The 21030-nt window shown below is 54.7% G+C and carries 27 protein-coding genes; 15 read left to right on the top strand and 12 right to left on the bottom strand.

Translation table 11 applies throughout. The features are described from left to right. Nucleotides 1-82: 82 nt before the first annotated feature. Complete coding sequence (gene mobC, locus AB9F29_RS19275) at nucleotides 83-631, bottom strand: plasmid mobilization relaxosome protein MobC (protein WP_369756869.1); 549 nt, start codon at nucleotides 629-631, stop codon at nucleotides 83-85. Between the two features lie 472 nt (nucleotides 632-1103). Between mobC and AB9F29_RS19270 the strand changes: the two genes are divergently transcribed. Continuing rightward, a complete protein-coding gene (locus AB9F29_RS19270) occupies nucleotides 1104-1985 on the top strand; it encodes a DMT family transporter (RefSeq protein ID WP_369756868.1) in 882 nt (293 codons plus the stop codon). Nucleotides 1986-2186: 201 nt separating this feature from the next. Next, nucleotides 2187-2465: a hypothetical protein gene (locus tag AB9F29_RS19265; protein WP_369756867.1), complete on the top strand. Its 279-nt coding sequence runs from the start codon at nucleotides 2187-2189 to the stop codon at nucleotides 2463-2465. Nucleotides 2466-2895: 430 nt separating this feature from the next. Here AB9F29_RS19265 and AB9F29_RS19260 read toward each other — a convergent pair whose 3' ends face one another. Beyond that, on the bottom strand, nucleotides 2896-3075 hold the full coding sequence (locus AB9F29_RS19260; RefSeq protein ID WP_369756866.1) for a hypothetical protein: 180 nt from the start codon (nucleotides 3073-3075) through the stop codon (nucleotides 2896-2898). A gap of 466 nt (nucleotides 3076-3541) precedes the next feature. Beyond that, a complete protein-coding gene (locus tag AB9F29_RS19255) occupies nucleotides 3542-3961 on the bottom strand; it encodes a nuclear transport factor 2 family protein (RefSeq protein WP_369756865.1) in 420 nt (139 codons plus the stop codon). A gap of 108 nt (nucleotides 3962-4069) precedes the next feature. Here AB9F29_RS19255 and AB9F29_RS19250 point away from each other — a divergent pair, with 108 nt between their 5' ends. Then, a complete protein-coding gene (locus AB9F29_RS19250; protein WP_369756864.1) occupies nucleotides 4070-4282 on the top strand; it encodes a LysR family transcriptional regulator in 213 nt (70 codons plus the stop codon). A gap of 354 nt (nucleotides 4283-4636) precedes the next feature. Here the strand turns inward: AB9F29_RS19250 and AB9F29_RS19245 are convergent, their stop codons facing one another. From AB9F29_RS19245 to AB9F29_RS19220, 6 genes are all read right to left on the bottom strand, one after another. Beyond that, a complete protein-coding gene (locus AB9F29_RS19245) occupies nucleotides 4637-5716 on the bottom strand; it encodes an ABC transporter ATP-binding protein (RefSeq protein WP_369756862.1) in 1080 nt (359 codons plus the stop codon). 12 nt (nucleotides 5717-5728) lie between these two features. Further along, entirely contained in the window at nucleotides 5729-6568 is an 840-nt protein-coding gene (locus AB9F29_RS19240; protein ID WP_335586168.1) for a carbohydrate ABC transporter permease, read from the bottom strand. 8 nt (nucleotides 6569-6576) lie between these two features. Then, complete coding sequence (locus AB9F29_RS19235; protein WP_369756861.1) at nucleotides 6577-7383, bottom strand: carbohydrate ABC transporter permease; 807 nt, start codon at nucleotides 7381-7383, stop codon at nucleotides 6577-6579. Between the two features lie 125 nt (nucleotides 7384-7508). Further along, nucleotides 7509-8771, bottom strand: a complete 1263-nt coding sequence (locus AB9F29_RS19230) for a sugar ABC transporter substrate-binding protein (RefSeq protein ID WP_335586170.1) — start codon at nucleotides 8769-8771, stop codon at nucleotides 7509-7511. A 48-nt stretch (nucleotides 8772-8819) separates the two neighbouring features. After that, a complete protein-coding gene (locus AB9F29_RS19225) occupies nucleotides 8820-9971 on the bottom strand; it encodes a PLP-dependent transferase (protein ID WP_369756860.1) in 1152 nt (383 codons plus the stop codon). Continuing rightward, a complete protein-coding gene (locus AB9F29_RS19220; protein WP_369756859.1) occupies nucleotides 9964-10734 on the bottom strand; it encodes a FadR/GntR family transcriptional regulator in 771 nt (256 codons plus the stop codon). Before AB9F29_RS19220 ends, AB9F29_RS19225 begins: the two co-directional genes overlap by 8 nt. Nucleotides 10735-10975: 241 nt before the next feature. Here AB9F29_RS19220 and AB9F29_RS19215 point away from each other — a divergent pair, with 241 nt between their 5' ends. From AB9F29_RS19215 to AB9F29_RS19165, 11 genes are read left to right on the top strand one after another with little or no spacing between them, the layout of a single operon-like run. Continuing rightward, nucleotides 10976-11401, top strand: a complete 426-nt coding sequence (locus AB9F29_RS19215; RefSeq protein WP_335586173.1) for an Rrf2 family transcriptional regulator — start codon at nucleotides 10976-10978, stop codon at nucleotides 11399-11401. A gap of 1 nt (nucleotide 11402) precedes the next feature. Beyond that, nucleotides 11403-13040: a cytochrome-c oxidase, cbb3-type subunit I gene (gene ccoN, locus AB9F29_RS19210; protein ID WP_369756858.1), complete on the top strand. Its 1638-nt coding sequence runs from the start codon at nucleotides 11403-11405 to the stop codon at nucleotides 13038-13040. A 3-nt stretch (nucleotides 13041-13043) separates the two neighbouring features. After that, nucleotides 13044-13772, top strand: a complete 729-nt coding sequence (ccoO, locus tag AB9F29_RS19205; protein ID WP_335586175.1) for a cytochrome-c oxidase, cbb3-type subunit II — start codon at nucleotides 13044-13046, stop codon at nucleotides 13770-13772. Next, nucleotides 13769-13936, top strand: coding sequence for a cbb3-type cytochrome c oxidase subunit 3 (locus AB9F29_RS19200; RefSeq protein ID WP_369756857.1), 168 nt, complete (start codon nucleotides 13769-13771; stop codon nucleotides 13934-13936). The genes ccoO and AB9F29_RS19200 overlap by 4 nt, the downstream gene beginning before the upstream one ends. Continuing rightward, on the top strand, nucleotides 13933-14805 hold the full coding sequence (gene ccoP / locus AB9F29_RS19195) for a cytochrome-c oxidase, cbb3-type subunit III (protein ID WP_369756856.1): 873 nt from the start codon (nucleotides 13933-13935) through the stop codon (nucleotides 14803-14805). The genes AB9F29_RS19200 and ccoP overlap by 4 nt, the downstream gene beginning before the upstream one ends. Further along, nucleotides 14802-14957: a hypothetical protein gene (locus tag AB9F29_RS19190; protein ID WP_335586178.1), complete on the top strand. Its 156-nt coding sequence runs from the start codon at nucleotides 14802-14804 to the stop codon at nucleotides 14955-14957. Before ccoP ends, AB9F29_RS19190 begins: the two co-directional genes overlap by 4 nt. 10 nt (nucleotides 14958-14967) lie before the next feature. Beyond that, nucleotides 14968-15765, top strand: coding sequence for a DUF2189 domain-containing protein (locus AB9F29_RS19185; protein WP_369756855.1), 798 nt, complete (start codon nucleotides 14968-14970; stop codon nucleotides 15763-15765). Beyond that, nucleotides 15726-15962 (top strand): cbb3-type cytochrome oxidase assembly protein CcoS, encoded by a 237-nt coding sequence (gene ccoS / locus AB9F29_RS19180; RefSeq protein ID WP_369756854.1) that lies wholly within the window; start codon nucleotides 15726-15728, stop codon nucleotides 15960-15962. Before AB9F29_RS19185 ends, ccoS begins: the two co-directional genes overlap by 40 nt. Then, a complete protein-coding gene (locus AB9F29_RS19175) occupies nucleotides 15922-16155 on the top strand; it encodes a hexameric tyrosine-coordinated heme protein (protein ID WP_039004288.1) in 234 nt (77 codons plus the stop codon). Before ccoS ends, AB9F29_RS19175 begins: the two co-directional genes overlap by 41 nt. Further along, on the top strand, nucleotides 16152-16427 hold the full coding sequence (locus AB9F29_RS19170) for a DUF6522 family protein (protein WP_369756853.1): 276 nt from the start codon (nucleotides 16152-16154) through the stop codon (nucleotides 16425-16427). Before AB9F29_RS19175 ends, AB9F29_RS19170 begins: the two co-directional genes overlap by 4 nt. 8 nt (nucleotides 16428-16435) lie before the next feature. Beyond that, nucleotides 16436-17641 (top strand): NnrS family protein, encoded by a 1206-nt coding sequence (locus AB9F29_RS19165; RefSeq protein WP_369756852.1) that lies wholly within the window; start codon nucleotides 16436-16438, stop codon nucleotides 17639-17641. 7 nt (nucleotides 17642-17648) lie between these two features. Here the strand turns inward: AB9F29_RS19165 and AB9F29_RS19160 are convergent, their stop codons facing one another. The 3 genes from AB9F29_RS19160 to AB9F29_RS19150 are packed head-to-tail and all read right to left on the bottom strand — an operon-like array spanning nucleotide 17649 to nucleotide 19966. Then, nucleotides 17649-18335, bottom strand: coding sequence for a pentapeptide repeat-containing protein (locus AB9F29_RS19160; RefSeq protein ID WP_369756851.1), 687 nt, complete (start codon nucleotides 18333-18335; stop codon nucleotides 17649-17651). 39 nt (nucleotides 18336-18374) lie between these two features. Continuing rightward, nucleotides 18375-18977, bottom strand: coding sequence for an exonuclease domain-containing protein (locus AB9F29_RS19155; protein ID WP_369756850.1), 603 nt, complete (start codon nucleotides 18975-18977; stop codon nucleotides 18375-18377). Beyond that, nucleotides 18974-19966, bottom strand: coding sequence for an LLM class flavin-dependent oxidoreductase (locus tag AB9F29_RS19150; RefSeq protein ID WP_369756849.1), 993 nt, complete (start codon nucleotides 19964-19966; stop codon nucleotides 18974-18976). Before AB9F29_RS19150 ends, AB9F29_RS19155 begins: the two co-directional genes overlap by 4 nt. A 238-nt stretch (nucleotides 19967-20204) precedes the next feature. Here AB9F29_RS19150 and AB9F29_RS19145 point away from each other — a divergent pair, with 238 nt between their 5' ends. Continuing rightward, nucleotides 20205-21002, top strand: a complete 798-nt coding sequence (locus AB9F29_RS19145) for a sulfotransferase (RefSeq protein ID WP_335586187.1) — start codon at nucleotides 20205-20207, stop codon at nucleotides 21000-21002. The last annotated feature ends 28 nt before the right edge of the window (nucleotides 21003-21030 follow it).

Raw genomic sequence — 21030 nt, 5'->3', positions numbered from 1 at the left:
CCTGGGGCGCTCTTGTCCCCCGGATTTTTTCTTATGCTTATCGTCAAAAAGCCGCCCCATGACAGCATCTACAGGGGAGTAACTATGCCCCATGATCGTCGCTCTCAATCAGGGTCAAAACATGCGCGCTGCGGGTCTGCGTATGATTGAAGAGCGTCCGGTGAAACTGCGAGAGCTGGATCAACGCGTCAGACAAGGCATAAATTTTGGCGAGGTCTTGCGTGGAGGGACTGGCCTTTCCGTTGATCTTTTGCGCGCGGTTCATGGCTTTTGCGATCTGATTAATATTAGCACCGACCTTGGATAATTCACTGTGAACATCACGCAACGCCTGTGCACTTTCCTCCTCGGGCTCGTAAAACCCAAGCGTCTTGCGCAGCATCGAGCGCAGAAATGCGGACTTCGTAGGACTTCCAGAACGCTCAATAGCCGCCTCCAGAGCGTGAACTTCTGCCCGAGACGCCCTCAAAGCGATGGGAATGACTGCCGAAGCCGCCTCCTTCTGTTCCTCTAAACGCCGCTTCACGCGCCAAATTGTTGTTCGGTTGACCTCAAAAATCTTAGCGATAAGAGCAACGCTCTCGCCCGCCCTTAGGCGGGTTTCAATCTTGTCTCTGTCTGCGCTCTTCAACCGCCCCAAAACCACCCTCACACATTGTTGCGTTTACGTTGCATATATCCTGTAACTGCATTCAACTTCAGAGCTTGGCCCACTGTCAAAACTAAAGGGTCCAAGTACGTTAAGAAGTAGAATGCTCAATTTTAGCGCGCAGCGTTCAGCCCTGTGGCTGAATTGGCGGCCCACAGGGACGTCAACCTCCGCCTCTCAAGCCCCATCCGGGCGCCGAGGCGGCCCTAGTTTTTTGGATGGTGATCCCCCTTCGCGCCGGTACTTGGGGGACCCTACGCTCAGGTCGCCGCGCTGCGGGCATCGGTGCCGCCCGCAGCGCGGCGAGGAAACAGGCTTGTTGATTTCTTGGGTTGAGCCCGCGAGGGCCAATATAGGTCTTGCACCCAGTCCAATTCTAAGTTTGACATGAACCAAAATTAAACATGCCAAAGGCGATAGTGCCCAAAGCACAGTATCTCTTTGGAAAGACTGTATGCACAACCTCAACGGCATATTGCTGATGATCGCCGCTATGGCTGGATTCGCGCTGGAAGATTTGTTTGTAAAACTACTCTCCAGCACAATCTCCACAGGTCAGATTTTGATCGTGCTTGGCGCCTGTAGTTCCATCGGTTTCGCGCTCATGGCATACATCAAGGGGCACAACATATTCGCAGCACACGTCTGGACGCGTGCAACCATCGCGCGCGCATCGGCCGACGCCATCGCAGCCGTTGCTTTTGTAACATCCCTATCCTTGGTCCCCATTTCCACAGTTGCCGCCGTGTTTCAAGTGACGCCTTTGGTCATCACAATGGGCGCCGCGTTATTTTTGGGGGAACAGGTAGGTTGGCGGCGTTGGACTGCGATTACGGTCGGTTTTATCGGAGTTTTAATCATCATCAGGCCAGGCCTCAGCGGCTTTGACCCTGCCGTGCTTTTAGTACTCATCTCAGTTGTTGGCGTTGCAGCGCGTGATCTGATCACCCGCAGAATTCCTGAGAATGTCGCTTCAACAGTAATCTCATTCCAAGCCTTCGCATCGCTGATTGTTGCGGGCACAATACTGCTGTTTTTGAGCTCGGATACGCTGGTTGCCGTTTCAGAGCTAGAAGCCGCCTATTTTGTCGGCGGTGTTTTTTTTGGCGGTGCCGGCTACTACGGCATTGTAGCGGCCATGCGCGTAGGCGACGCCTCGACCGTCACCCCGTTTCGCTACACACGCCTGTTGTTTTCACTTGTTATCGGCGTGTTGGTTTTCAACGAGCGCCCCGACGCACTGACCTTACTCGGAGCTGCTATCGTCATTGGCACAGGGTTATTCACATTCTTGCGCGAACGTAGGGCGTTGTCACGTTCCGAAATAGGGGTGTAGGGTTGTTAGTGCTCTTCATCAGGCTACTGACTCTGAATACTTCGTTCACGGCAACGAACTGGCTGTTGTCAGTTGGCACTTTTCAGCGATTGATCCTGCAGCGCTGGACGGTTCTCAAAATCGAAGACCGCCGCTTTGGATGATACGTCCAAAATAGAACTCAACAGAGAATGTCCGAAGCCACGACGGGGCCTTAGAAGAATGACGCGTTTTATTTTGGCCCTCCTGTTGCCCTTTCTCGCCCTCTCGTCTGCAGCGCAAGCCTTCTGTGATCCACCTGCTGCTCCCCCTCGCACAAACGCTGACGTGGGCCGGGAATACCAAGAAGAATTCCGACAAGAGTTTGAGCATTATTTCAGCGACGCGCAACGCTACCTGCGCTGTCTCGATCAAGAACGCGCGAAAGTAATGGACGACGTTCAAGACACTGCCGAACGTTACGATAGGTTTCTGAAGGATAGCGATACGTGGGTTGATTAGAGCTCCGGTTGTCGTGCAGATCGACGCGACATCAAGCGGCCTTGCAGACAACCTCTGCCGCGGCTCAGAAAGAGGCGCGGCAGCAGATATTGAGATCATGAGAGCGGATTAAAGTGATCCCTTCAAGGGCCGCATTTTTTGGATTTGGCTTCCAGCAAAGCTGAAGAATTCCTTACAGGGGCTTCCGAGTGACTGTTGCTGCCACCCAAAAACTTCAGTCTAGGCAATTATCTGAGCATACCAAAATCACAGCTAAGATAACTAACGCCCGCCAACGGATAAGCCTTGGTCATGCCAAGGAGTACAGACGGTCAAAAACCCAGTGCTTCTATACCGCTGTCGGAGGTGAGTGGTTTGCGGACAGATGGGGCGTTCAACAAACGCTTGTCTTATGAATATCCCAGCTTTTGTGCGAAACAAGAGCCACAGCTCAGCACTTTAGAATGCTGAGCTGTGATGGTGGTTGGATCGTCAAACGCTTGTTTTTTGAGGACCGTAAAGGAGTAAGATCAACCACCACCTTCGCCAAAGGCCTGAACGGATACAGAGCGGCGAAGGTTTCATCGGCGATTTCAGGATTGACGACTTTCAGCTCATCAATTGTCACCATGCCATCCCCATTGGTATCCAGTTCGGACACGCTGGCAGCCCAAGTAGGGACAGTAAAAGCAAGAATGGCGGCGGTCGTTGTGAGGACAGTTTTAATATTAAGTCTCCGTTATTTAATTAAGGCTCTAGTTCGCCTATCTGACTAAAACCTAATTTATTTTCGAATGATCCCTAAATCAGCAAACCGGCATTTAACAGGCGCAGGGCCGCCGTTTTTGGGCGTCTAGTTGGGCGCGATGTCGCTGGAAAAACAATGGCTTCAAAACGTAGAAAGTTACCACTTGTTCAGAGGGGGTAAACCGCCGTTTGAATTGCTCTTTGGTATCAAAATTGAAACTTTCTGGCGGTTCGGCGGGCAAAGTGTGAATTCTGTCTGTTCGAACAAATGACTGCTTTTCAAACTACCCACAGGGGTACCTCCAATAACACGGCGCGACGGATCCGGCTCCGTTTTGCTTCAATGCCCATCACAATTCATCGGGTGTGGTCAGGGATGCCTCATCAATGTGTAAGATGATCTTGTTCAAAGGCGTGTCGCCCTGAGACATATCGAAATGGCACTCTGCTGCGGCGGAACCGATCAAACTTGGCCCGACTTTCACCTGCATCTTGGCGACATAAAAACTAAGCTTCCCGGTGGTGCCATCCACATCAAGATAGAAGTTACTCAAAAAATGACGCACTCCATGTTCCATCCCAGACGCAACATGGTTGGTCATGAAGTCGCGGATCGTCTCACGTCCCTGCATGGCACCAAACAGGCTTTCGAACGAAGCGTCCTCGGTAAAGAAAGCCATGTATCCGCCGACATCTTCGGCATCTAGGCAGTCATACATCCTGACAACTTGTTCTTGCAGGTGGTTCTTGAGTTCAGTTGTGTTGGTCATTTTACTTCCTCCATTTTTTTCCTGCATACATGATCAAAGGCCGTGCAAAAATTGGCAATCTATGCAAATCTACCGTGCAAAAATAGGAGTCGGAGGAAGCGAGAGTTGATGGATTGGAATGACTACCGCGTCTTTTTGGCAATCGCACGGGCCAGAAATATTGCAGGCGCAGCGCGTACACTTGGAGTGAACCACTCGACGGTTTCGCGTCGCCTAGCACAATCACTATTCTACCGCGCGTCAGGCGGTCGAAATCTCGTCCCAGACCGCATTGCACGTCTCGGCACGCAGCGGTCTGGGCATTGCCGAACTGCCCTGTAGGATCGGGGATACTGATCCGGAACTGACCCGCGTCGCCCCGATGCAATCGTATTACGATAGTGAACTTTGGTTCCTCTTTCGGCGTGATTTGCGCCACACAGCCCGATTGACGGTGTTCCGAACCTTCATAACCGAATTGTTTCACGCTGAAAAACGTCTATTTGATGGCAGCTTTGGTGATGACAAGTTGCGCGAAAGATCACCGCATCCCACAAATTGACGGCAGGCACGAGACTTAGTCTGAATCCCTTAATCGTTTTTCTAATGTCATCCAACGAGTTCATTTCGATGATTATTGCAAAAACTCGGACAACTCTCCTTGGTTGCGACAACGCCGCGCACATTACTGCCGGTTTAAGCTGTCGCGGATGTAACCCGCCGCAAAGCCGTGCCACCCGCTGCGAAAATATGGGCATTTTCGGATTGAATGCGCAGGCCAAGCCGATCACCAGATTTGGCGGGAATATTTCCGTGTTTGCGCACCATCAGCGGACCAAGCCCCTCAACGTTGACATAGATATTAGTGTCCGATCCCAAATGCTCGACCACATCCGCGATTCCGACCAAATGCCCTGCGTTAGGGTCTACAACGTCGATATGTTCGGGACGAATACCCATCTCAACGGCGGCCAGCGTGTCTGGCAAATGTGGTAATGGAATCGTCAAACCATCTGCCGTGGTCACCCCACCGGATTGCCCCTTAACAGGCACCACATTCATTGTGGGCGAACCGATAAATTGGGCCACGAACTTATTGGCTGGCCGTTCATATAGATCAAGCGGCGAGCCCACTTGTTGGATGTCGCCCCCGTCCAAGACCACGATCCGGTCCGCCAACGTCAACGCCTCGACCTGATCATGGGTCACATAAACCATCGTTGCGCCGAGTTTCTGGTGAAGTCGCGCGATTTCCAGCCGCATTTCAACCCGCAGGGCCGCATCAAGATTCGAGAGCGGTTCGTCAAACAAAAAGGCGCGCGGGTCGCGGATAATGGCGCGACCCATCGCAACACGTTGGCGCTGGCCGCCTGAAAGCGCCTTGGGCAAACGCTCGGTTAAGGCCGTTAGACCGAGCGTTTTCGCCGCTTGCTTTACCCGCGAAACGCGCTCGGTTGCGGGGTCTTTACGAATTTCCATCGAGAAGCCCATATTGCGCGCCACACTCATATGCGGATAGAGCGCATAGGATTGAAACACCATCGCGATGTCACGATCGCGCGGCCGAACGTCATTCATGATTTCGCCGTCAATCCGGAATTCGCCTGAAGTAATAGGCTCTAACCCAGCGATCATCCGCAATAATGTCGATTTTCCACAACCCGAAGGCCCCACCAGAACCACGAATTCACCGTCCTGAATATCAAGGTTAATATCGCGCAGCACCTCAACGGAGCCATAGCGTTTCACCACATCTTTGAGTTCGATACGTGCCATATAATTGGCCCCTTATCCTTTGACCGCGCCGGACGTGAGGCCCTGAACGAGGTAGCGTTGAATGAAGATGAAGAAGAGACAGCTCGGGATCAGCGCCAACACGCCAGCAGCCATCATCTGCCCCCAATCCACCGAAAATTTCGAGACAAACGTGAGCAGCCCAACTGGGAAGGTCATGGCCTCGTTTTTGGAAATGAGCATGAGTGCGAACAGCAGTTCCGACCATGCCGCCGTAAAGACAAACCCAAGTGTCGCCCCCAATCCGGGCAGCGTCAGTGGGAAGATAACTTGGCGCAGGGCTTGGAAACGCGTACAGCCGTCCATCATCGCGGCTTCCTCTAGGTCCTTGGGAATACCATCAAAGAAGGACTGCATCAGGAAAGTCGCGAAGGGGATGTTGAACGCGGTATAAACCACTATCAGTGAGGTCAGCGAATTGAGCATCCCCAGCGAGGCCACGATCTTGTATATCGGCGCGATAATCATCAACAGCGGAAACATCTGGGTGATGAGCATAATCGCCACGATCAGCTTTTTCCCCGCGAAATCGAACCGCGAAAACGCATAGCCCGCCCCAGCCGCAAAAAACGTTGTCAGCGCCGCCGTTCCCAGAGACACATAGAGAGAGTTTCCGAAATACTGAAGAAAATCGGTTTGAAAAATCACCGTGCCGAAATTTTCGAACGTATAGCTCGACGGCCAGAGTTTTGTGCCCTCGGTATAGATCAACTTATCCGGCGTAATGGCGATTTTAAACAGCCAGTATAGCGGAAAAAGAGCGAAGCTGAGATAAGCCAAAAGGGCGGCGTATTTTCCAACGGTCAGGACGGGGCGTTTGCGTGTGATTGACATAATAAACCTCAGACCTTGACCAGCTTCTTGCGAAGCCAAAGCAGGACCACCGCATAGACCAACAGGATGCCCAGAAGGGCGACGGCGATGGCCGAAGCATATCCGAAATCAAGTTTGCGAAAGGCGGTGGTGAAAATATAGGAGCTGGCGATTTGCGTCGAATTCGCGGGGCCGCCACCGGTCATCACATAGATAAGGTCGGCGAAATTGGCGATCCAGATGGTGCGCAGCAAAATGGTGATGGCAATCATCGGGGCCAAAAACGGCAGGGTAATTTTGGAGAAGGTTTGCCACGCAGATGCGCCATCAATCTCGGCAGCTTCAAAAAGCTCCCCCGGGATGGATTGTAACGCGGCAAGTAAGGTAATCGCGAAAAACGGCACGCCAAACCAGATGTTGGCAACGATCGGTCCCCAAAGCGCCAAATCCGGATCGCCCATAATATTATAGGGTTCCGACAGGATTCCGAGGCTGGCCATCCAATGCGGCAAAGGCCCGATCACAGGGTTAAACAACCACGCCCACGTTAGCGCCGAGAGGAAAGTCGGCACCGCCCAAGGCAGGAACACGAGCGCCTGAAACAGCTTCTTGCCAAAGAATTGCGTGTTCAACAACATCGCCAGACCAAGGCCGAGCATGAACTGAAAGCTGATCGAATAGAAGGTCCACCAGAAGGTATTTTTCAAGGCGAGCCAGAATTTAGCATCAGACCAAAGCGCCTGATAATTTTCAAAACCAACCCAACCCGAGTCAAAGGGCTTAAGCAGGTTAATCGACTGAAAGGAATAGGAAATCCCGATGATCAACGGGATCATAATCACCGCTCCAATCAGGAAAATAGCGGGCGATAAATAGAGGAAAGGCTCCACCATATATTGCCAATAAAGCGAGCGCCTAGCCCGGGTTCCCCCGGGCGAAGCTGTTGTATGTTTGCGCGAAATCACTGCGCAGCTTTCCATTTTGCATATTCAGCAGTGAGCAATTCGGCCCATTCATCCGCAACTTCTTGTGCGGTCCGCTGACCCAAAAGCGCCTCTTGGCTGGTTTCCAGCAAAATGGTGCTGCCGAAATAGCCCCATTGCTCAAGATAGGTTGGCATAACGGTAGGCTCATATTGTTCGCCATTCAACTCGGCAAACCATCCCGCAAACTGTTCCGATTGGAAATAAGGGTCCTGATCGGCGCCTGTGTGAATTGGAATAACGCCTACACGTTTGGCCCAAGTCGCGTTCGCATCTGGGTTTGACAGGGCAGCCACCAAATTCCACGCATCGTCCTTGTGCTCGGAGGAGTCAAAGATCGACCAACCGGCGAAACCGATTGTTGGGAAGGCTTTGCCAGAAGGCCCAACGGGCATCGGAATAACCGCAAAATCTTCGGCGGGCATCCGTTCGGAAATCGCAATCAGCGCGTCTGGGTCTTGGTCAAGGAAGGCGCAGGTTCCGGAATAGAAGCCCGCGACAATCTCGTTAAAGCCCCAGTTAACACTGTCTTTGGGCGCATATCCCTTCTGATACATATCGATCATGAACTGAATGCCCTCAACGGATTTTGGCTCGTTGATGCGGCTCTGGCCATCCTCGGTAAAGAACTCATTCGTGCCGTTCATTGTGGCCGCGAACATGATCCAACCGTTGGTGCCACCTGGACCGCCACGCAGACAATACCCAGATTTACCCTCAAGTTCCGACACCGCCGCGGAGGCCGCCATGAACTCTTCCATCGTTGCTGGAGGGGTGTCTACACCCGCTTCGGCAAGAAGTTTTTTGTTGTAGAACATCGCCCGCAAATAGAAGCCGTAAGGGATCATATAAAGATCGCCCGCCTGACTGCCCATCGCCAACGTTTTTTCGGTGAGGGTGCTGCCGTTTTCCCAGCCGTCAACATAGCCCGCAAGGCTGGCCAACTGACCCGACCCCGCATAAAGCGCTTGCCACGTATCGGGCATTTCGACCACGTCAGGGATGTCGCCGCCCGCAACCATCGTCGCGAGTTTTTCAAACGCCTGACCCCATGGGAGGCTGGTAATTTCGACAGTCACACCGGGGTTTGCGGCCTCGTAAGCATCGACCATGCCCTGCAAAACTTCGGTGCGCTCTGGGCTGGTGATCACTTCAACCAGCTTAAGCGTGGTGTCGGCATATGCACTTGAAGCCATCAGCATGGCAGCAGCGCTTAATGCGGTAAGTAGATTTTTTGTCATAGTCTCCATCCTTGTTGAACGTTAATACGAGCGTCTTTTTATGCCTGATTAGGCCGCGCTTTGGCTCAGGGCGGCACTAAAGTCCGCCCAAAGATCTTCTGGATCCTCCAACCCAAGGCTGAGTCTGACCAGCTGAGGAGAAACACCAAATTTTTGCATTGAATTTTGTTCACCAGCTTGGGCTAGGCCCACTTTCGCTGGTAGAATAAGGCTCTCAAACCCGCCCCAACTCACGCCAAGGCGGAAATGTTGCAGCGCATCCGAGAATTTCGGAATGTCCACGGAGTCGTCGAATTCAATCGACATCAAGCCGCTGCGTCCCGTCAATCCGGGCACGTGGTTCGCGCCGGGGCTGTTGATTTTGCGCACCTGCGGCAGCGACGCAAGGCGATCAATAAACAGGTTCGCCGTTGATTGATGCTGCATCATACGCGCGTTGAGGGTGCGCATTCCACGCACCAGCAAGAAGGCCTCAAACGGCGCAAGTTTCGCCCCCAGAAGCGGCAGCGTCAGATCACGGATTTTCCCGACAAGCGCATGAGAAGACACCACAACACCGGCCACAGTATCCGAGTGCCCCGAGATGTATTTCGACGCTGAATGGAGCACAATATCAATGCCCAAGGTCAGCGGGTTTTGGAAAACGGGCGTCGCCCACGAGTTGTCGATCATCGTCAGCGTACCGTGCCGCGCGGCATGTCCCGCCACTTTCGCAAGGTCAACGGGCACGAAAATAACCGAACTTGGGCTTTCGAGATAGGCAATCTTGACCCCTTTTAGAAGGTCAGGATCATCCTCAAATGCACTGGCGGTATGATAGGTTGTTTCAATCCCAAAGGGACGCAACATCTGCTCCATAAACTTGAACGTGTCCGGATAAACATGCTCAACACAGGCCACCCGATCACCGGGTTTTAGGAACGCCAGCAAGGTCGATGTAATCGCCGCGATGCCGGAGGCAAACCCAACGGCGGCCTCGCCCTTCTCGGCTTTTGCCATCAATCCTTCAAACGCCGCTACGGTCGGGTTTTGCACACGGGTATAGATCGCCGTATTTGTGCGCCCCGCCATCCGGTCCTCAAACGCCTGATAATTATCAAACGCAAACAGCGACGTTTGCACGATTGGCGGCACAATAGAGCCGTGTACATCGTCAAGAACGGCGGCAAGCAAGGTGGATATATTATCGCTTTCAACCATTATAGGTCTCCATAATCTCGCGGACATTCTGTTCTACTAAGTTCATAATCTCATCCGTAATTCTCGCAGCGGCATTTTCGTCATTGGCAATGACCGCATCTGCGAGCCCCAAATGCAGGGGAATTGAATCTTGGCCCAAATGTGGTTGGCCAAAGGGTGTTTCGTAAATTTCGTTAAAGCCTTGCTGAATTTGCCGAATGAGTTGTCCGAAAAGCGGATTTCCCGAGGCTTCGTGTAAAGCGCGGTGAAATTCGTAATCTGCCGCGCGCCAATCGCCGCCAGCGTCATAAATGCGCATCAGTTCCAAAACGCGTCGATAAATTTCGCGCTTCTGCTCGTCATTCGCATAGCGTGCGGCCAAGCGCGATGTCTCGATCTCAAGTGGTCGGCGCACAGAATGGGTCCGCAAAAGGCTCTCGGCTTCGAGCTTGAGCGTCACGGGCATATGGATGGAATTCGACCAAACTTCGGCGGCCAACCGTGTGCCGGCCTTTTTGTTGCGCGTCACGATCCCCATGTTTTGCCACGCAGTCAAAGCCTCGCGCACTTTGGCACGCCCAACTCCCAGTTTCTGGGCGATCTGAACCTCGGGTGGCAAGCTATCCCCAATCCCCAAACCCGCGCGTTCAATCATTAAGGACAGCGCATCCAGCACGTCACGCTTACTGTTGCCCGCTTCCAATAAATCGAGCGCTTGGGCGACTTGTTGAGCCCGATCTCGTTTTGATTGTTGCGTTTGATCTGGCAAAACCGTGTCCCCCATGAACTCTCTGAAGTAACGCTACGATATAATGTCCGACAAAATCAAGTATAATGTATGACAAAATATAACCATGTATTTTCAGTACATTAACAAACAATAGGCTCCATTTTTGCCAAAAACCGGTCACTCACAAAAAGTGATTCGAAAAAGATATCACTACCTGCCGGAGCAATTCCTGCTTGCATTCTTGGCTCGCTCTGATAATAGGTACTATAGATACCTATTTAATGCGGAGCCCTTCATGCGCCTTACCTCCTTCACCGATTACGGTCTGCGTATGCTTATGCGTATGGCAAGCGCCCCAGAGCGCGCGTTTTCGACCGCAGAATTGGCGGATGAGTTTGAATTGTCGCGCAATCACCTGACTAAAATCATGCAACGACTGGCTGCGGGTGGCATCGTCACAACCCGTCGTGGTAGTGGTGGTGGCGCGACCCTGGCACGGGCGGCCACGGACATTCGCCTCGGGGAGCTTGTAAGGTTGCTCGAAGATGGCCAGCCGCTTGTTGAATGCTTTGGCGCGAGTGGTGGCGACTGCACAATCGACGGGCGCTGTCGGTTAAAAGCCAAACTTCGCTCCGCCGAAAGGGCCTTTTTGGCTGATCTTGATCGCGAGACATTGGCAGATATCGCCCTCGCCCCACTTGTTACCCCAAAGGAATTTTAGCATGACCGCAGCCGCAACACTCAGTCAATCTGAACGGCGGGTCGGCTTCGGCCTCGCGGTCGCTCTTGTCCTCCTTGGCTTGCTCATGGCCGCAGGCGCGCGTCACGGCGTGATGGCGGTTCATGGCACAATGGCCATGGTTTTAGGCCTGTATCTGGTTTTTAGCATCGGCGGCGCCTTCTATGATCCTGAACCCAACGCAGATCGTGCCAACCAATATTATGACCGGCCCACGCGGTTCGGAATCCATATGACGTTAATCTGGGCCATTCTCGGCATGGGGGTCGGTGTTTGGGTCGCCGCCCTTCTTTATTGGCCAGAAGCAACGCCCGCCGTCGGCTGGACCAGCTTTGGCCGCTTGCGCCCCGTACACACAACCAGCGTGATTTTCGGCTTTGGCGGTAACGCCCTGATTGCCACGTCTTTCTACGTGCTTCAGCGCACGGCCCGCACCCGTCTCGCGGATTCCATCAGCCCTTGGTTCATCCTCATCGGCTTCAATCTATTCTGCGTTTGGGCTGTAACGGGCTACCTAATGGGCAGCACCCAATCCAAAGAATACGCCGAAGCCGAGTGGTATGCCGATCTGTGGTTGGTCGTCGTTTGGGTGATCTATTTCACCCTCTATATCCGCACTTTGGCCCGCCGCCATGAGCCGCATATTTACGTGGCGAACTGGTACTATATGGCCTTTATCCTCGTTGTTGCGATGCTGCATATTGTCAACAATCTTGCCCTACCTGTGAGTTTTGGTGCCGCCGATAGCTTCACCATTTGGGCGGGGGTTCAGGACGCCATGATCCAGTGGTGGTATGGGCACAACGCCGTCGCGTTTTTCCTGACCGCTGGGTTTCTGGGGATGCTCTATTACTTCCTGCCCGTGCGCTCCGGGCGTCCGATTTGGTCGTATCGCCTGTCAATCGTCAGCTTCTGGGGCATCGTGTTTTTCTATATCTGGGTTGGCTCGCATCACCTGCATTATACCGCCCTACCCTATTGGGTTCAGACCCTCGGCATGACGTTTTCGATCATGCTTTTGGTGCCATCTTGGGCGTCTGCGGGCAATGCCATCGCCACCCTAAACGGTGCGTGGCACAAGGTGCGCGATGACGCGACGCTACGGTTCATGTTCGTCGCGGCGGTGTTCTACGGGCTCTCAACGTTTGAAGGCTCCTTTATGGCGATCCGTCCGGTGAACTCCCTAAGTCACTATACCGATTGGACCATCGGACACGTGCATTCCGGCACGCTTGGCTGGGTTGCGATGATCATCTTCGGCGCGATCTACACCTTGGTGCCGCAAATTTCGGGCCGTGAGACCATGGCGTCGCCGCGCGCGATTGAGTGGCATTTCTGGCTCGCCGTAAGTGGTACGCTGATCTACGTGATCTCAATGTGGAACGCGGGGATTACGCAGGGTTTGATGTGGCGGGCCTATGACGAAAGCGGCGCGCTGTCCTATAGCTTCGTTGAGTCCGTTCAGGCGATGGCCCCCTACTATCTGCTGCGCACAATCGGTGGTTTGATGTTCCTAACCGGCGCGATCATCTGTGCGCTGAACTGTTGGGCCACGTTCCGCTCGGCGGACCCGCTGCACGAACCGCTCGATTTCCCTCTCAAGCCACAAGCGGCGGAGTAGACCATGTTAAAGCTGCATTATAATCTTGAAAAAGTCTCCATGGGTCTGGTTGTGGGCATCATTTTTGCTGCCTCTATTGGGGGTATCGTGGAAATCGCGCCTCTGTTTGTGATCGACGAAACCATCGAGGTGCCAGACGATATGCGCCCCCATACGCCGCTCGAATTGGCGGGGCGCGAAATCTATATTCGCGAGGGCTGCTACGCCTGTCACAGCCAAATGATCCGCAGCCTCGCCGACGAGTTGGACCGTTACGGCCCCTACTCCCTCGCCGCCGAAAGTGCCTATGATCACCCGATGTTGTGGGGCTCAAAACGCACCGGTCCCGACCTCGCGCGGCAAGGTGAAAAATACTCCGACGACTGGCACCGCCTGCATCTGATCAATCCACGCGACGTGGTTCCCGCGTCGATCATGCCCGCCTATCCGTGGCTTATGGAGCCGCTCGACACCGAGCTTTTGGAGCGCCAACTCGCAACGCTCGCCCGTCTAGGCGTGCCCTATAATCCCGACATGATCGCGTCGGCCCTTACCGATGCAACGGCCCAAAGCCAACCGGATTCCGACAATGTCGACGCCCTGCTTGAACACTATGGCGACGATATTGCGGTCCGCGCCTTTGATGGCGACCCATCGCGATTGACCGAAATGGATGCGGTGGTGGCCTATCTGCAATCCCTCGGCACCCTGACAAATGCGGCCTATGAAATCCAAGCGGGAGACGTCGAATGACCTACGAAACCCTCGTTGTTGTCGCCAAAACCTTCGGCCCGATCTGGATGATGGGGTTCTTCCTGATCGTCGTGATCCGCGCCTATAACCCCAAACGCCGCGCCGAGCATGACCGCGCCGCCCGTTCCATCCTCCCCGACCAATTGGCGGAGGAAAACCGATGAGCGGCCCTCATCACGAGCCCCCCGAAGTCGATCCCGTCACCGGCTATGAAACCACTGGCCACGATTGGAACGGCATTAAGGAACTCAACACCCCGTTTCCGAAAATCGTGATTTGGGCGCTGGTGCTAACATTTCTATATGCCGTCATCACTTGGGTGCTTTTGCCCGCGTGGCCCATCGGCAAGGATTACACGCGCGGTCTTCTTGGCCTCAGTCAGGAGCAACAGGCTCTCGAAGGCTTGCAAGATTTGGACGCAAAACGTAGCGATTGGATGACGCAGTTTGATACCGAAGATGTCGCGCAACTTCGCGACGATGCCCCCCTGATGGCGCTCGCCATGCCCGCGGCCAATCGCCTATTTCTGGACAATTGCGCCGCCTGTCACGGTACCGAAGGGGGCGGCGGACCGGGGTTTCCCGCGCTGAATGATGCCACTTGGCTTTGGAGCAGCGACCCTGAAATCATCGCCGAAACCCTGCGCGTCGGCATCAATGCCCCGCATGAGGACACCCGTGTTGCGGAAATGCCCGCGTTCGATTGGATGGAATCCGACGAACTCACCGCCCTTGCCGATCTGGTTTCGACCCTGCCCGCTGGCGCGATGAACCCCAATTCCCCCGCGACCCTTCTGTTTGAGGAAAACTGTAGCGCGTGCCACGGCGAAACTGGCGAAGGCGGGCTGGAAAACGGCGCGCCATCCCTCACGGACGCCGCCGTTATTTATGGCCAAGACCCGCATACCGTCCTGCAAACATTGCGCAACGGGCGACGGGGCGTCATGCCGTCATGGTCGGATCGCCTCTCCAACGCCGAGATAAATCTGCTCGCGCTTTACGTTGTCGAATTGGCACAGGAGGCACCCCAATGACCGCAACCTCACAGCGTAGATTGGCCATAATAGCGGCCGTGGCTTTTGTCGGAATTTTTATCGCGGCCAACGCGCATTTCATTTCGGTGGCCTTCTTGTCGCAACCCGATTGCACCCTTTCGGCGGCCCCCGCCGCCAAACCCGCCTGTTGAAGGATCTGACATGCTAGAACCTCTCCCAACGCTTCGCGCGCCTGAAAAACCGGAATTGATCTTTGCCCGCGCCCTGCCCGCGCGCGAGGCTTTCACGTGGTTGGCCGCAGGTTGGAACGACTTGCGCGCGAGTCCCGTTTCAAGCCTCGCCTATGGCATCCTGCTCGTTGCGCTCTCCTATGCCGCGCTTTGGGCCTTGGCCGCCGCGGGTCTGCTCTATCTCGCACTCCCCGCCATCGCAGGCTTTCTGATCATCGGCCCCTTCCTCGCCCTTGGCCTCTATGAAAAAAGTCGCGCACTTGAATCGGGCGACCCCGTCTCCCTCTGGCGCATGGTGCTGGTGCGCCCCGCGTCGTCGGGACAGTTGGCCTATGCGGGTCTATTGCTAGGGTTATTGGTCCTATTCTGGCTCCGCGCCGCCGATTTGCTCTATGCGCTCTTCTTCGGCCTCACCCCTTTTCCCGGCGCCGAAGTGGCCTTCGCCAACGTTCTGACAACAGGGCGCGGATGGTCGCTAATTCTGGTCGGCGGCGTAGTTGGCGGCCTTTTCGCGGGCTTCGCCTTCGCTCTCAGCCTGTTTTCCATACCAATGATGCTCGCCCAAAAACGCGACGCCCTTACGGCCTTGGGCCTCAGCTTCTCCATGACCCTGCAAAACCTCCCCGTCGCCCTCGCTTGGGGGGCAATCATCGCGGTCGGACTTGCAATAAGCGTGGCAACGGGCCTGCTCGGTTTGGCCGTCGTTTTTCCCGTCCTCGGGCACGGCACATGGCACGCTTACCGCGCCATCTGGAAGGACGCGCAATGAGTCTCCTTGTCCTCATTCCCCTTTCCATCAGCTTCGGCCTGATCGGTGTCGCCGCCTTCTTTTGGGCGTTCCACAACAACCAATTCGATGATCCCCAAGGCAATGCCTCGCGGGTATTGCTCAAGGATATTCCCCCTCAAACAAAAGGACAGAAACATGACAACTTGGCTCCCCACCCTGATCACAAAAACTCCTGAAGAGGGCTATGAACTGGCCGTCAAACTTAGCCGCGTCGCGATAAAAATGACCCAACCCGACGCCAGCATCCGCGAGAAATTGCGCTCCGAATATGCCGTCGACCCCGATGCGCTGATCGCCTCAAGCCAGATTGTCGCCACCCATTTCGCCACGGTCGCCGCCGCCAACGGCTATTGGAGAGACGCATCATGACGCAGGTCGAAACCAATGAAGACGGTTTTGTCGTCGATGCCACCCTGCTTGCGGAGGCCTTCAATCTTGAGGTCACCACCGTACAGGCGCTGATGCGCAACGGCGAGATCACCTCCCTAAGCGAAGCTGGCATTGACGAAGATCTTGGTCGTGCGCGCCTCACCTTCCATTACCGCGACCGCGTCGTGCGTTTTGTCGTCGATCAGGCGGGGACTATTCTCAAACGTGCAAGCTTCCCCGCCACCTCCCGCACCCCAAAAGACCAGCAATAGGCTCTAATATGAAACAGACAACCTCCGAACAAAGCCGCCAATGGCAAGGCCCCGCCGTATTCTCCTACGGCTTCCGCCCCTTCTTCCTGTTCGGAGCACTCTGGGCGGCATTGGCGATGGTACTCTGGATTTTGATGCTGTCGGGCAGCCTCCAATTGCCAACCCACCTCGATCCCATTTCGTGGCATGCGCATGAATTCCTGTTCGGGTATCTCGGCGCGATCATCGCGGGGTTTTTACTCACCGCAGTGCCCAACTGGACAGGTCGTCTCCCTGTCGTCGGCTGGAATCTGGCAGGCCTCTTCGCGCTTTGGCTTGCGGGACGCGTGGCCTTGGCCAGCGCAGACCTCTGGCCCACGGGCCTCGCGGCCATCATTGATCTCTCCTTTCCCATCGTACTTGGCGGCGTCATCCTGCGCGAAATTATCGCGGGTAAAAACTGGCGCAATCTGGTGGTCCCCGCCCTTCTGTCGGTCTTCATTCTGGCAAATCTACTGTTCCACATCGAAGCCGCACGCGGAGAAATAGCCGCACAGGGTTACGGTCTTCGGGTCGGCATCTCGGCGGTTGTTCTGATGATTTCCGTCATCGGCGGACGCGTCGTTCCCTCCTTCACCCGCAATTGGTTGGTCCAGAGAAAGGCCACCCGCCTCCCCGTCCCGCCAATGCAACGCTTCGACAAAGCCACTCTTCTGGCCACAGTTCTCGCACTTCTGTTGTGGGTTTTCGCGCCAGCATTCGCCCTAACGGGGATCGCCCTCCTGATCATCGGCCTGCTGCATTTTGCCCGCCTTATCCGCTGGCAAGGGGCACAAACCTTGGCCGAACCGCTCCTTTGGGTCCTGCATCTGGCCTACGCTTTCCTGCCGCTCGGTGCCCTTCTGGAGGGATTTTCGATCCTTCGGCCCGACCTTTTTCCCGCCATTGCCGCACAACATTTGTGGATGGCGGGCGCGTTTGGCCTGATGACTTTGGCCATGATGACCCGCGCCACATTGGGCCACACTGGACAAACCCTACGCGCGGGCCTCGGCACCGTGGCAATCTTTGCGTTCCTAATCGGATCGGTCATCGCACGGCTGGCTGCCGCGTTTTCCAGCGGCGCGGCCATGACTCTCTATTCGCTGTCTGGTGCGCTCTGGATCGGAGCCTTCCTCGGCTTCGCTCTCTTTTACGGAGCGGCCCTCATGAAGCCAAAACCCGCGCGTAAATAGGCGCGGATCACATCACTCGCAAACCAAGTTGCCCAAGCAATTCCGCTGCCTGTTGCCGAGAAATCACCGCGCCCTTAAAACGCCGCGCATCCGTCAACTTCACCCCGCCCAAATCACACCCCCGCAAATCTGCGTTCTCAAATCGACAGTCCGACAAGTTAGCATCGCGCAACGAACACTCGTCCAAAACCGCATCCCGAAAATCGCACGACCTCATATCGGCCTCGCTAAAATCAACTTGCTTGAGGGTCATTTTTCGAAACGAAAACTTCGGCAAAATGGCAAGAACCAGCAGAACTTCCTCAAGCACGAGGCTCATCGCCTTCGCATCCGTGAGGTCAACGCCCGTCATTTTGCACCGCAGGATTGACACGCCGTTAAGCGTCGCGCCCAGAAAACTGGCGTTGCTAAAATCGCCGCCGTCTATCGTACCTTCCAGCAAATCAGCGCTCAGAAAACGCGCCCCCGCCGCGCGGCACCCCTTGAACGTGGCCTCCTCAAGATGCGCGCCGTTGAAGGACGCGCGTGCAAGATTGCACCGCTCAAAACGCCAGCCCGCCATATCAAGTTGCGACAAGTCCATGCCTTCAAGATCGCACCCGATCAGTGTCGCTGGTTGCCCGTCGCCGCTTATGCGCTCAATTTCCGCCCGCGTGGGGCGACAATCCGTGAGAGTGGTTTCGTTCAATTCCATGCCTCAAAATCCCAGAAAAATTTATGCCCAACAAGCCTGCTAAAACGGAAACGAAAGTTGCCGTTCCTTCTTGGACAGAACCAGCGCCTCAAACCCCATTTCGAGGTATTCCTCCGCATGCAACACCACCAAAGCCGCCGCGCGGGCGTCTTCTCCGGCGTCGTGATGCTCAAATTCCAGCCCCAGAATTTTCTTGAGATTGCCAAGCCCGTGCCCACCATTACCCTTTAATCTCGGCCACGTTCGCCGCGCAATCGCAACGCTATCGCTCCACTGCAATGCGGGGTCGGGTAGGTCATTCTCGGCACAGGCCGCGTTAATGGCGTTCTTGTCGAAATTACTGTGTTGAATTAGGTGATGCCCCGCCAAAAGCGGCAGCAACCGCGCCCATATTTGTGGGAAAAGCGGCGCGTTAGAGACTGTTTGCGCATCAATCCCATGAAGTTCGGAGTTGAAAGGCTCAAATGGCATTTCAGGATTCACATAGGTGGCGTAGCACTGGATATGATTGTCGGGTTGCACACAGGCAATCCCGATCTGACAAATGCTCGCCGCATCGCCATTTGCCGTTTCCACATCAAGCGCAATAAAGCGAAACGCCCCCTGTGGAACGTCTCTAACCCGAGTGAATTCGGCGTTCACCGGCGCAATCCCGTTAGAATTTCCGCCGCAATTTTAAACGACTTCATCCGCGCCGCGTGGTCATGGATCATCCCTGTAATCATTAATTCATCGGGCTGAAAATTGTCAATAATCTGCTGCAACTGGGATTCAACCCGCGCGGGTGATCCTGTCGCCGAACAGGACATTGCTTGCTTCACTTGGCCCAAAACGGCGGCGGGAACTTCCGCCGAAATATCCTTAACCGGCGCGGGTAATTTTCCCGGATTCCCTGTGCGAAGCCGCGCAAACGCCAGCAATTGTGACGTTCGTAGATACTCTGCCTCCTCGTCCGTGTCCGCCGCACAAACCCCTGCGGCCACGATCGCATAGGGCTTGGCCAAAAACTGCGAGGGTCGAAATGTTTCGCGATAAACCTCCAGCGCTTCGCCCAACATTGCAGGTGCAAAATGGGAGGCGAACGCATAGGGCAACCCCAAATAGGCCGCAAGTTGCGCCCCATAAAGGCTCGACCCCAAAATCCACACGGGAACCTGCGTCCCTTCCCCCGGAATTGCCCGCACTTTGGCACCCGCTTTTGGCGCGTCAAAATAGCCAATTAGCTCCTGAACATCCTGTGGAAAACTATCTTCAGGGGTCATATGTCGGCGCAACGCCCGCGCCGTTTCCATGTCGGTTCCAGGCGCGCGCCCTAACCCAAGATCAATCCGATCAGGGTAAATCGTCGCCAGCGTGCCGTATTGCTCGGCCACCATCAAAGGCGCATGATTGGGCAGCATAACGCCCCCTGCCCCGATCCGCATTTTGCGCGTCGCCGCCGCCACATGGCCGATCACCACCGCGGTCGCCGCACTGGCAATTCCGGGCATATTGTGATGCTCCGCCAACCAATAGCGATGATACCCCGCCGCCTCCGCAAGCTGGGCAAGTTCAACCGTATGCGCAATGGCGTCGGCCGCAGTTTTGCCCTCGGGAATGGGCGACAAATCGAGAAGGGAGAAATGATGCATTGAATGTGTCCTTTAGGTGGAACCTAAGGACGACACCCTCCAAAGCCAAGGGGCGGACCTACATTTGGGCGGAAAACACCACGTTGTATCAAGACTTATGCATACCGACGCCCAAGAATCCCGACTTTACAAAAACCCTTTTGCGAATTACCCGTATCCGTGATTGTTTATTGTGGGAAATTGCAACCTCATTTTCCCTGAACCGGATTAATGAAGCTCCAAACGAGAAGTGCTAAACATGCATCCCATTGACGAATCTCAACCTGTCATTTTTGTTGGCGGCGCTCCTCGCTCTGGAACAACTGTTACGCACCATCTCATCTGTACTTCGGAAGATACCAATCCTTACCATTCCGAAATTAGTTTCATATTACCCTTTATTCAGTCCTATTGGACGGGGATGGACAATTGGGATAATCACACCAAGACCTTTTTCGCCGAGCCCGAGCATTTCCGGTTACACAGCCGCCACCACGTTGAACTCGCGCTTGCGCATGTGAGCAAAGTATTCGACGACCCCAAGATTTTGACCGTAAAAGACCCGGCGATGACACCATATTTTTCCGAAATAAATGCACTTTTGCATGGCCGGGTAAAATTTGTGACAACCGTGCGCCACCCCTACAATGTGGTGCGTTCGCTTCAGGCGGTGAATGAAAAATCCGGCCTCGTTTTTGGTGTGGATGAGGTCAAGCAAAGTGCTGAAGTGTATATGAGTACCTATCACCACATCGACCATCCTGGTCTTAAGGATGTTCTTTTTGTGCTTCGCTATGAAGACATCCTGCAAGAAAGCGTTCTTGACGCTTTGCGCGCTTTTACAGGCTTATCGGACATCGATCCTGACAGACTTGGCATTCATAACCCTGATCCCGACGCCGCCCTCAACGAAAACGACCCGTGGTATTCCCCAAAATATCATGCCAAAATTGACATCAGAAACCGCTTAAGCCCCCTAGATCCTGAGTTTCGCGCGATCGTCAATGAGATGTGTCGGCCGATGATGGAACGCTTTGATTATCACGATGAAACCTAGATTTTAACGTATCGCGATGTGGTGTGGC

The sequence above is a fragment of the Falsihalocynthiibacter sp. S25ZX9 genome, assembly GCF_041205405.1.
GTDB classification, from domain to species: Bacteria; Pseudomonadota; Alphaproteobacteria; order Rhodobacterales; family Rhodobacteraceae; genus Falsihalocynthiibacter; species Falsihalocynthiibacter arcticus.
The sequence above is the reverse complement of the archived record's forward strand: the minus strand, read 5'-3'. Positions and strand labels throughout refer to the sequence as shown.

Coding starts and splice junctions, on each gene's coding strand:
- AB9F29_RS19270 (WP_369756868.1), top strand. CDS start 1,104: ATGCACAACCTCAACGGCATATTGCTGATGATCGCCGCTATGGCTGGA.
- AB9F29_RS19265 (WP_369756867.1), top strand. CDS start 2,187: ATGACGCGTTTTATTTTGGCCCTCCTGTTGCCCTTTCTCGCCCTCTCG.
- AB9F29_RS19260 (WP_369756866.1), bottom strand. CDS start 3,075: ATGGTGACAATTGATGAGCTGAAAGTCGTCAATCCTGAAATCGCCGAT.
- AB9F29_RS19255 (WP_369756865.1), bottom strand. CDS start 3,961: ATGACCAACACAACTGAACTCAAGAACCACCTGCAAGAACAAGTTGTC.
- AB9F29_RS19250 (WP_369756864.1), top strand. CDS start 4,070: ATGGATTGGAATGACTACCGCGTCTTTTTGGCAATCGCACGGGCCAGA.
- AB9F29_RS19245 (WP_369756862.1), bottom strand. CDS start 5,716: ATGGCACGTATCGAACTCAAAGATGTGGTGAAACGCTATGGCTCCGTT.
- AB9F29_RS19240 (WP_335586168.1), bottom strand. CDS start 6,568: ATGTCAATCACACGCAAACGCCCCGTCCTGACCGTTGGAAAATACGCC.
- AB9F29_RS19235 (WP_369756861.1), bottom strand. CDS start 7,383: ATGATCCCGTTGATCATCGGGATTTCCTATTCCTTTCAGTCGATTAAC.
- AB9F29_RS19230 (WP_335586170.1), bottom strand. CDS start 8,771: ATGACAAAAAATCTACTTACCGCATTAAGCGCTGCTGCCATGCTGATG.
- AB9F29_RS19225 (WP_369756860.1), bottom strand. CDS start 9,971: ATGGTTGAAAGCGATAATATATCCACCTTGCTTGCCGCCGTTCTTGAC.
- AB9F29_RS19220 (WP_369756859.1), bottom strand. CDS start 10,734: ATGGGGGACACGGTTTTGCCAGATCAAACGCAACAATCAAAACGAGAT.
- AB9F29_RS19215 (WP_335586173.1), top strand. CDS start 10,976: ATGCGCCTTACCTCCTTCACCGATTACGGTCTGCGTATGCTTATGCGT.
- ccoN (WP_369756858.1), top strand. CDS start 11,403: ATGACCGCAGCCGCAACACTCAGTCAATCTGAACGGCGGGTCGGCTTC.
- ccoO (WP_335586175.1), top strand. CDS start 13,044: ATGTTAAAGCTGCATTATAATCTTGAAAAAGTCTCCATGGGTCTGGTT.
- AB9F29_RS19200 (WP_369756857.1), top strand. CDS start 13,769: ATGACCTACGAAACCCTCGTTGTTGTCGCCAAAACCTTCGGCCCGATC.
- ccoP (WP_369756856.1), top strand. CDS start 13,933: ATGAGCGGCCCTCATCACGAGCCCCCCGAAGTCGATCCCGTCACCGGC.
- AB9F29_RS19190 (WP_335586178.1), top strand. CDS start 14,802: ATGACCGCAACCTCACAGCGTAGATTGGCCATAATAGCGGCCGTGGCT.
- AB9F29_RS19185 (WP_369756855.1), top strand. CDS start 14,968: ATGCTAGAACCTCTCCCAACGCTTCGCGCGCCTGAAAAACCGGAATTG.
- ccoS (WP_369756854.1), top strand. CDS start 15,726: ATGGCACGCTTACCGCGCCATCTGGAAGGACGCGCAATGAGTCTCCTT.
- AB9F29_RS19175 (WP_039004288.1), top strand. CDS start 15,922: ATGACAACTTGGCTCCCCACCCTGATCACAAAAACTCCTGAAGAGGGC.
- AB9F29_RS19170 (WP_369756853.1), top strand. CDS start 16,152: ATGACGCAGGTCGAAACCAATGAAGACGGTTTTGTCGTCGATGCCACC.
- AB9F29_RS19165 (WP_369756852.1), top strand. CDS start 16,436: ATGAAACAGACAACCTCCGAACAAAGCCGCCAATGGCAAGGCCCCGCC.
- AB9F29_RS19160 (WP_369756851.1), bottom strand. CDS start 18,335: ATGGAATTGAACGAAACCACTCTCACGGATTGTCGCCCCACGCGGGCG.
- AB9F29_RS19150 (WP_369756849.1), bottom strand. CDS start 19,966: ATGCATCATTTCTCCCTTCTCGATTTGTCGCCCATTCCCGAGGGCAAA.
- AB9F29_RS19145 (WP_335586187.1), top strand. CDS start 20,205: ATGCATCCCATTGACGAATCTCAACCTGTCATTTTTGTTGGCGGCGCT.